Here is a 9,097-nt window from a genome sequence, read left to right as displayed (position 1 = left end):
ATCGGCTCATTGCGTGGCGAATCTTGAAGCCCCAAAAGGCATTTGTTTGTCTATGATGACGAATTGGCCGAATGTCCGGGTTGGGTCATGAGCCGACCTTCGGCACCCTTCGGAGCTAGGTCTGTTATGCGGCGGTGAGCCGACATTCACGCGAGAGCGTCATGCTCGCGACACTCAGCCTCCCGCAACGCTTAACCGCCATCGCCTTCATCCGCCTCGCCAGCATCAGGCTTATGCTCAGAAGACTCACCCGCTATGGTTATCCCTCATGAACTTTCCGGACGGACTCTAGCGCCCACTCGGCATCGCTCAAATCGCTCGGATAGCGAGCGCCCTTGCGCTCGTAGAGACCCCGGTTCTCGCGCGTCCACATCGGCCACCTCCTGCTTCGCGAATCGGTGGCCATAACAGAATCACAAACGATTCCAACGAATAGGCCTGCCACGTCACGCCATCGATCCCGGGGGCGGAGTCCCGCTTGATGGCGAAATAGCTCCGACCCAAGAGATCCATGGTCACGTGATGCTCTAATAAGCGCCGCCGACCCCGCCATGCCGCCTTCCGCTCGCTTCTCGGAGGCGGGTTACGCGCCAAACCGATCACCTACAAGATGTTGATCTCACCGGAAACAGCGGGATAAGCCTCTTCCAGTGATAGCAGCCCAGATTGCCCTTTTGATAATGCAGCGTAAAGCCGGTCCAGATATCGCCGCCGCAACGGGCCTCCAACCCTTTCAGTCAGTGGCCGTCTATTCGCACCGCCAAAAGTATATCGTACCTTTAATACATAAAGCAATTTTTCCAATTCAACTGCCGGTAAGATGCGAGATGGATTAGCTAAGTATCCGGCCAGAAAAGTCTGTGCAAGCATGGAAAGGTCATTCAGGCTAAGGAGCGGCGCGAATTTGACCTGACCTTCCAAGTTTGTGAGGAAATGAATGACCTCGTACCATCTATTAACCGGCGGCAGCTGCATAGCATCTAAGTCGATAAGCGTCGTATTACCGTCTGGCCGGCAGATGATGTTTCTCATTGACCAGTCATTGTGGCAATGGATGGAGGGAAGCGGCGAAGTTAGATCCATGCCCTCGCTTGTCGTAGCGAGGTGCCGCAATATGCTATTCTTTGCTGCCTCATCCAAAACACTGCATGAATGGACGTGGCGCCGGGCGCTGGCGAAGGCTTTATCTAACGTGCACCCTGGCAACAGTGGCGACATGTCGTGAAAAGCTCTCATGCGGTAGCCGAGTTCCCTGAACGTAGAGACCAAGGTACGCGACCGTCGTGTGCCGAGAGCGCGCGCCAACAAGACCCGTAAAGGAATGCCAGTCACATATTCCATCGCAATAAAATCGTGTTGGTGCGCCGGTGCCTCATATAGGAAGTAGGGGCGTGGAATAAAGCCCTTGGAATGACTCATCCCTTCATATGCATACTGATGTAGTTCGAAAGCACGTTTGAGACTGGGGCGAAACTTAAGCCAGATGTACTTGCAATCAGCACCTTGTGGTGTGGAGTAATAAAGCTTCAGGAGATGATGGTATCTTTTGTCGTTAAGATGAAGACGTTGGCTGATCCGGATTTCCCGAACCTCTGCTTTTTGCCCCGTGCCGTCCAAGAGCACGTCCAGATATTCACTGACTAGCGCTCGCATAAGATCAGCGTCGATGTTATTTATTGGCGGCGACATAGGCTAAACCCGCAAAATGTCCAAGGGGGGTATGGGCTAAGCCACGATCAATAGAACAGATGACTGACTGGTGGTTGAAACGTTTGATTTGCCTCGGGATAAAGCCAAAACCGCCATATTGAAGATTCTTGAAGCCTACTTCGCGCATTATTCTCCCAACCCCACGGATAGGGTATAGGAGCCCACGTTCGTATGTAAGCCATCGATACGGACACAAACTATTCGGAAGAATTATGAGTGCCTTGCCACCCGGCTTTAAGCAGTCGTATAGCTTCGTAACTACTGTCTGTTTATCCTGAATATAGTGAATTACGCGAGAACTGTATAGAGCGTCATAATAATTTTTCGGAATTTCGATCTCTAAGAGATCTCCTTCGATAATCTTGGTGCTTGCTGACAGGTTTTCTCTGTCCAGGAGCCGCCTAGCGGTAGCTGCCAGTTCGGCAACGAGTTCGTAACCGTCAATTTCTATATCAGGATGGAAATACTTTACCGCGTGGACAAGTCGCCCCCATCCGCAGCCAGCTTCCATAATTCTCATACCGGATCGCAGGTTTAGCTTCTCCCCAATCTGATTTGCGGATACTTTCCAGGTATGGTCAAACAAGTGGGTGGCAATTTTGAGATCGAGTCCCCCATCTTGAGCTCGTTTTTCTGTTTTACACACCCACTTCTCAGCCTGTATCTCCATTTCGAATGCTTCTTCTAGTGCACTGACTCAGACGGAAGGTTCAGTTTAGTGATATTAATTAACCAAGATTTCCCGGATGACCACTCGCGGTCGCCATTAGCGTAGCAAAAATGGCGGTCGAAGGCGAATCCGGTCCTGATCCGGCAGTCTGCATAGCGATCTCCCCTCTGCGTCGAGCCGATTTGGCGATCAAAAGCCCGCCTAGCGACCGTTTCGCGCTGTGAGAGCGTACCCCGGCGCGCGCCGCACACACCTGTCCTGTTGAGCAATCTGGATGCTTCTAGATCAAGGTTCGTCATGGCGGCAAAGAGGCCGGCCGTAGCCCGTCAATGAGGCGCAGGGTCTCAGCGAACAGGGTCCTTGGGATGGCGACCTCCGCCAACTGGAACGTGACGTAGCGGCTGGCTTTACCACCCTGGCGCTGATCTTGATAAATTTCTCGCGCAGCGTGGTCAATGACCAATGTTCGACCTCATCGGGCAAGGCCAGCGTCCGCTGGAAGTTGCCCAGGTTGTATGCCAGGGCGTGCAGATGAAGCCGCACCTCGTTGTTCCGGAAGGCTCCCTTGCCATAGATTGGGATGTTTTCGCCCGAAATCGCCGCGTGGATGATCACTGGGATAAGCTTTTCGGGAAACTGATAAGGACCATAGTTATTCGAACAGTTTGTTATCAAGATGGGGATATCGTAGGTTGCGTGCCAGGCTCTAACCAAGTGATCCGCTGAGGCCTTGCTGGCAGAGTAGGGGGAATTCGGCCGATAGGGTGAATCCTCTGTGAAAAGCCCGGCCGGGCCGAGGCTGCCATAGACCTCGTCAGTCGAGACGTGGAGAAAACGAAATTGCTTGCTGGTCTTTTGATCGAGCGTCGACCAATGGTTGCGCGCAGCTTCGAGGAGGTTGACAGTTCCGTTGACGTTAGTCTCAACAAAGTCCTTGGGGTCGTCAATTGAACGGTCAACATGGGACTCGGCTGCTAAATGCATAACTGCATCAGGCTGGTATTTCTCGAAAAGACTTCGAACCTTTGGCGCATCGCATATATCAACCTTCTCAAAATGATACCGCTTATCGTCTGCAACCACTTCCAGCGACTCTAGGTCACCGGCGTAAGACAATTTATCGACGTTGACAACAGAGACATTATCAGCTTGCAAAAGACGCTTGATGAGCGTGGAGCCAATGAAGCCGGCGCCGCCTGTCACAAGCACTTGCATCACGAACCCCTTCTTCTATTCGTTTGGCAGGCCCAAGAAAATGCCAGGCATCCAGCATAAGTTGATAGAACGAGAGGATAACTTAAGCGCATGATTCGTACCAACGGATATCCACCGCCGTTAATCGAATCCGCGGCTAGAAAATGCTCGGTACTCGCGGTATTTACAAACACGGGTTCTCGGTCTTACAACGGTATTTCCTCACGGCCAACTCGCGTCTCCAGATTTTACCAAGATTGTGTGTTCATGTGGGGAAAGCATGATTACAAGGACTTCTCGACCTTCTCTTTGAAACGCTTATCCTTTACAGATACTCGCTCGACCTCGTGAAGCTTGAACACTAGATCTTCACTTCTCTGAACTCCGAAGAGCACGAAATCCGTCTGAGACACCCCAAACGCCCGACTCTTACCTTTTATAATGTTCCCATAAACGTTTTTCCTGTTCCATACCATGAGTGGAAATAACAACGATCCAAGAGCGCTCAGTTTGGTCGATGTCAGCCACCTGGCGTCATAGAAAAAGCGCCGCATGAGCTCCTTGTCTCCCCTTGCCCGGTTCCCCCGAATAACGTGGCTGCTTGTCCGACCCGGCTCCAGCATCTGCCTATCGAACGCCAGCCCTACGAAAGCGCAAATTTTCTCAAGCAGAAACTCGGGATAAAGCGCGACTTCTTCATAACCAACAGTCATGAAGTTAAACTTGTTCCGCTTCAAAAACCTTTTTATCCGGACGTTGCGAACAATCCACTGATATGCGAACCTGGTCATGCTCAGGTTCGTTCGGGTATGTCGGGAATAAATCCAGCTTCGCAGGTCCCGCACTAGGAAAACAACGTACAGCTCGGAACTGTCATTCAAATAATTTAGATATCCCGCGCGCTTTTGTGAGGAATCCACCAAGACTACGTCGTCTCCATATTTTTCAAAAAAATATTTTAGCAACAATTCATACTTTCTGTTTATATCCATGGCGGGTACTCGCAGCAGGCCCTCTTTCGCGCCGGACCAGAAGTCGCAGCCCTCCATGTTTTCTCCACAGGAACACACAATTTTGGTGAAATTTTGAGATGCGAGTTCGCAGGGGGGCGCTTGAACAATTTTGATCACCTCGCCAAGGCCCACCATCTTCGGATGGCACCCCAAAGCCATATCCAATACCGTCGAACCGCTGTGCCCAAGCCCGGCGATATATAAGACTTTTCCCATTTGTAAAATCTCCGAAAAAATGACGCCCCTATATAGGCACCCGTCCTCGTATTGTCCCTTCATTTGTATTCGGTCCGTTCAAACCGAGTAAACCTGGTTGCAACGCATCGGCCCGCTACTCGGACTGTACAGCCCCACAACGGATAACTCCCAATCAAAACGGGTGACTTCCACATCCAAGCACAAAGCCTTAAATTGATCTACATCGCGTGTACACGCGTAATGGAGCCGAAGCGTTTCATCAAGAAGTATCTGATCAAGAAACCAAAGTTTAAGCTGAGATCGCCGTCTTTACCAATATCGCATATCGCTCCCCGCGGCTGAGCCGCTCGAGAGTCCGCTTGTGCGGTCATTCCTTTCCGGTCTCGAAGGTGGAGAAGACGCGGGAGCGGCGCACCGCGAGCGCTGCGATACCGTGGCCCAAAGAGTTCCAGTGATTGTCCTTGGGAAATTCGAAGCGTTTGCCGTTATGGCGGTAGTAGTCCCCGAACACGGCGTGCATGTCGATAACCTCATATCCTAGGGCCCGCGCGTTGGCCATGAAATAGCTCCGTATCTGGTGGACGAAGCTGGCTTCGACGGTCTCGCACAATTTCCACGATCAGCAAACATGCCGCAATACTACCTATGGACAGAGCGACGTTCTTCATAAGCCGGGGGTTCCCAGATGACTCCTCCCAAGGGCCGAAGATGGTAGCAGAAACGGTGGTTGCAAAGGGGATAAAGTTCCCTTGGCGGCGGGAAAGTGGTACGATTTCCACGAATTTGGATGGCATCTGGGGAATGTCGGTTTAACCGGATCTTGAGTGGTTCTTCAACAAGATGGAACACTTCCGACGGATCGCGACGCACTTCGAGAAGTCGGCCTCAAACTCCCCTCCGTGAACGCGTCTGGCGATTGATAACTTTGTGGATGCCGGTATCCGTAACTACTATAATATGGTCGGTGCCTGGCCAACAGCTATTTGAAAAATAAAATGGAGGGATTTCGGGAGATTATGTTTATCGGTATACCCTTAAAAAGTAAGAAGGTTTCATCGGACTGGTCTCGGGTGACGGAGCTATTCAACAATACACTCCGGTCAGTTTTCAATCAGATCGATCCGAACTTCAAAGTCTTCGTCGCCTGTCACGAGATACCGGAAACGCCCTATGGAGACGATCCACGTCTCGAGTTCCTGCCGGTCGACTTTGCTCCACCGCGATGGCGGGTCGAACGCAACGTCGACAGGTACCGGAAGCGCGAGGTGATCGCGAGCCGGGTGCGGCAAGAGGGCGGCGGGTACATAATGTTGCTGGACGCCGACGATCTGGTTAGCAATCGGCTGGTCAAATTTGTCCACGATGATCAGGCGCCGTACGGTTATGTCGTGCAGAAGGGCTGGGAGCTAAACTACGAGCGCCGGAAGATCAGCAGGGCGCCGGCGTTTCACCGGTTGTGTGGTAGCTGCGCGATCATAAATTGGGACGAAGAGGACCTGCCGCGGTTCCCCTCGGCTCCGGAGAGCTGCAGGTTCCGAGACTTCATCGATAACAACAACCACCCGGCTTGGGCGAGTGCTTCCGCAAGTCAGGGCCGGCCGCTCCAGTCGCTGCCGTTTCGCGGCGTGATCTATGTCTGGAACAATGGTGAGAATTTTTCGGTCGCGAAAGGAAACGTTGGTGCCCGGCGCCGCTTGCTCCGCTTTCTGATGCCGAGCAATCGGCTAAGCGCCAAGATTATAGAGGAGTTTGCGTTGCAAGTATGATGTCGAAGCCGGACCGAATCATTCTGGATACCTTCAATGTGGCTCAAGGCCGTTGATCACCGGTGGCGAGGGACCTTACGCAGATCGATGTCGGGCTAGCCTCGCAGATGGCAATCAGTTTATCCCGGCCGAGGAGTCATAAGATCGACAGGGAATATTAACGCCAGCCTGGGCGAGGATACACGGAGGCCAAGTGAGCTCAAAATGCACCAGCCAATTACAAGGATGGCGTATTTCGGGTCGGTCGCTTTGGCGAGTGGGTGGATCGCCAGCACGTTGAGATTCGCCGCGATCTTGGCATTCTACGCTTTGACAGCGCCGGAGAATCATTATGAAAGCTGGGACGCTTACTGGTATGCGCTCGCGGTGCAGCAATATGGACTGACCGAGATCTTCGACACGCGGTCGATTCTCTATCACGTCATCAACCGCCTGCTCTTCGTCTCCGCTAACGCCCTGGGCTTCGACCTGACTGGCTATGCGGTTGTATGGATCGTAAGCGTGGTGTCCGCCGCGCTGTGCTTGTTGCTGTTGGTGCGTTTGCTTACCCGCGGCTTCGGTGTGAGCGCGGTGGCCAGTTGGCTGACCGCCGGGATGCTCGGCGTGTCATATGGGTTCTGGCGCTACGCTGCCGAGGGCGAACTCTATGCACCCTCGGCCTTTCTTATCGTTGCGGTGCTCAATCTAGTTTTCGACGCCGACAAGCGAGCGCATGGCCGGTGGCCGTCCGTTTTGCCAGCGGCGCTGCTGGCGGGCGCCGCGGTGCTGTACTATCAACCCAATGCAATTCCACTATTTCTCGCGATCCCCGTGCTTTTTCTCGCCCGCGATCGTCTTGCTTGGCTGGTCGCATACGGCGCCTTCGGCTCGGCGGTCGTCGTGCTCGGCTATGTGGTGGCCTATATGGTCTCGAAGCCAGACCCACTAGCCCCACTCGCCGTGATCGAATTCGTCGCCAGCCGGTCGTCCGAATTGCCCATCAAGCCGCTGGACACCAACCTACTCGTGCAGTCCGTGATCTCCAGCGGCCATATGATCCTGTCAACCAACTGGATTTATGGGATTGACGAATTTGCTGCGGCCGTCGCCAAGATGCAGCCATGGAGGCCGCTCAAGGAGGAAATCTACGCGGCGGCGCAGTTCCGACCGTTCGTATACCTGCCGGTCATCATCTTACCCACGGTGGTGGCCGCCCTGCTTTGGGCCTTGTGGAGAGCGATCGGCGCTGGCGTGCCCCACCCTTTCAATCGGCGAATCGCATACTGCCTCGTCTGGCTTGCGGTTTTCGCAGCCGTGGTTGGCTGGCTGCAACCCGGCGGCTTCGAGTCCAAGATCCTAATGCTGTTGCCTCTGGCGATGCTGTTTGCGATCTACGTGGTGGAGCCCTGCGTAAGCTCTCGCCGAGCTCGGGCCCCTGCCGCCTTGTTGATCTTAACCCTGCTGTACAACACATTCGGCGGCATGGGCATCGTGCAAAGTAGCAAAGGCGACTATCTGAGGGCCAAGGCCGCGTGGCTCATTGCAAACGCCACGCAAGACGATCTCGTGGTTTTGATAGGAAAAGATGCTCGTCTGGAGCATTTTATCCGTTACGCTGCCGGCACGCGCATTATTGCCATGTCAGGCCCTGCGCGTTCGCGCGTGGCCTCCGGTGAACGGGTCGGCCCCAATCTCCTGCAGTTCTTTATCGACGAAACCCGAGAGCGGTGTGGGCGCGTTTTCGTATTCGACGAATTTTTCACTCCTTCGGACGAGCTGGCGGTTAAGGCGCCAAAGCGCTACGCCTTCGCCCGCGACGTGGCCGCCGAGTTCAGCGGACGAGAACGGTTGGTCTTCAGCAACGATGCCGGCCAAACTTACGAGATCACCTTTGAAGAAGGTGCGGCGAGGCGGCCGCCCGAAAACCCGTGTCTTGACCGGGCCGCCGATCACTATTAGGGACAGGCGTATCACGATTTAGTCTCGTCGAGCATTTTGGATCGGCACGCAAAGTCATCTGCAAGTGTCGGGTTAATCTCGGATGAAGCCAGATCCGGGTGAACAAGTTCGTTAGAACGCGCCGGATATCAATTAGAAATTTACCGCAGTCCGCCCGTAGACGTCGTCAAAGCGAACGATATATCGCTTCTACTTCCCGCGTTGTTTTTTGACAAGTTTTTCCTTTTTCAAATTCGTAAGGGCAGTTTGAGCTTTGTATAGCTGCAGCGATCCGGTTTCGCCTATCCAGCCTAATTTTTCACACCATGTCCGAATGCCGTCAGTGCCGCCGCCAGACCTCGCTCCGGGCAGGGACCATCATGCATGGCAGAAAACTGCCGCTGAGTATCTGGTTCTGGGCGGCCTACCTGATGGCCACCCATTCCAACGGTATCTCGGCCTTTCAGCTTTGTTGGCAACTCGGCCTCGGCTCCTACAAGACGGCCTGGCTGGGTCGGGCCGCACTTTGCCATCGACCATGCGAAGGCTGAGGCCGAGGCCCGCTTCGACGGCATCACCGTGCTCAGGACCAACACCAGGCTCGGGCCCTTGCAAGCGATGCTACGCTA

The 9,097-nt window shown here is 53.9% G+C and carries 6 protein-coding genes and 4 pseudogenes; 4 read left to right on the top strand and 6 right to left on the bottom strand.

Annotated features, from left to right (window positions below):
- Positions 1–289 precede the first annotated feature (289 nt).
- Positions 290–373 (bottom strand): annotated as a pseudogene (locus O6944_00960) (IS5/IS1182 family transposase).
- Positions 374–529: 156 nt separating this feature from the next.
- Here O6944_00960 and O6944_00955 point away from each other — a divergent pair.
- Positions 530–640: pseudogene (locus O6944_00955) on the top strand (IS1595 family transposase).
- Here the strand turns inward: O6944_00955 and O6944_00950 are convergent.
- The 5 genes and pseudogenes from O6944_00950 to O6944_00930 all read right to left on the bottom strand — a co-directional run bounded on the left by O6944_00950 (position 604) and on the right by O6944_00930 (position 5,344).
- Positions 604–1,689, bottom strand: coding sequence for a hypothetical protein (locus O6944_00950; protein MCZ6717719.1), 1,086 nt, complete (start codon positions 1,687–1,689; stop codon positions 604–606). The pseudogene O6944_00955 and the gene O6944_00950 overlap by 37 nt on opposite strands.
- Positions 1,670–2,380: a methyltransferase gene (locus O6944_00945; GenBank protein ID MCZ6717718.1), complete on the bottom strand. Its 711-nt coding sequence runs from the start codon at positions 2,378–2,380 to the stop codon at positions 1,670–1,672. Before O6944_00945 ends, O6944_00950 begins: the two co-directional genes overlap by 20 nt.
- A gap of 295 nt (positions 2,381–2,675) precedes the next feature.
- Positions 2,676–3,595, bottom strand: a pseudogene (locus O6944_00940) (GDP-mannose 4,6-dehydratase).
- Between the two features lie 263 nt (positions 3,596–3,858).
- Positions 3,859–4,803 carry a hypothetical protein gene (locus O6944_00935; protein MCZ6717717.1) on the bottom strand — a complete coding sequence of 315 codons (945 nt, stop codon included), beginning with the start codon at positions 4,801–4,803 and terminating at the stop codon, positions 3,859–3,861.
- A 349-nt stretch (positions 4,804–5,152) separates the two neighbouring features.
- Positions 5,153–5,344, bottom strand: a complete 192-nt coding sequence (locus O6944_00930; GenBank protein MCZ6717716.1) for a hypothetical protein — start codon at positions 5,342–5,344, stop codon at positions 5,153–5,155.
- 457 nt (positions 5,345–5,801) lie between these two features.
- On the opposite strand from O6944_00930, the gene O6944_00925 reads away from it, so the two are divergent.
- The 3 genes and pseudogenes from O6944_00925 (at position 5,802) to O6944_00915 (ending at position 8,980) form a co-directional block, all read left to right on the top strand.
- Positions 5,802–6,551 carry a hypothetical protein gene (locus tag O6944_00925; protein ID MCZ6717715.1) on the top strand — a complete coding sequence of 250 codons (750 nt, stop codon included), beginning with the start codon at positions 5,802–5,804 and terminating at the stop codon, positions 6,549–6,551.
- A 204-nt stretch (positions 6,552–6,755) separates the two neighbouring features.
- Entirely contained in the window at positions 6,756–8,489 is a 1,734-nt protein-coding gene (locus O6944_00920) for a hypothetical protein (protein MCZ6717714.1), read from the top strand.
- A gap of 329 nt (positions 8,490–8,818) precedes the next feature.
- Positions 8,819–8,980, top strand: a pseudogene (locus O6944_00915) (IS1595 family transposase).
- Positions 8,981–9,097 lie beyond the last annotated feature (117 nt).

It is taken from the genome of Gammaproteobacteria bacterium (assembly GCA_027296625.1).
GTDB lineage: Bacteria > Pseudomonadota > Gammaproteobacteria > JAKEHO01 > JAKEHO01 > JAKEHO01.
Note: the sequence above shows the minus strand (reverse complement) of the source record. Positions and strands in the feature narration are given on the sequence as shown.

Bases quoted from the DNA above. Each gene is read 5' to 3' on its own strand.
- O6944_00950 (MCZ6717719.1), bottom strand. From the start codon at position 1,689: ATGTCGCCGCCAATAAATAACATCGACGCTGATCTTATGCGAGCGCTA.
- O6944_00935 (MCZ6717717.1), bottom strand. From the start codon at position 4,803: ATGGGAAAAGTCTTATATATCGCCGGGCTTGGGCACAGCGGTTCGACG.
- O6944_00925 (MCZ6717715.1), top strand. From the start codon at position 5,802: ATGTTTATCGGTATACCCTTAAAAAGTAAGAAGGTTTCATCGGACTGG.
- O6944_00920 (MCZ6717714.1), top strand. From the start codon at position 6,756: ATGCACCAGCCAATTACAAGGATGGCGTATTTCGGGTCGGTCGCTTTG.
- O6944_00930 (MCZ6717716.1), bottom strand. From the start codon at position 5,344: ATGGCCAACGCGCGGGCCCTAGGATATGAGGTTATCGACATGCACGCC.
- O6944_00945 (MCZ6717718.1), bottom strand. From the start codon at position 2,380: ATGGAGATACAGGCTGAGAAGTGGGTGTGTAAAACAGAAAAACGAGCT.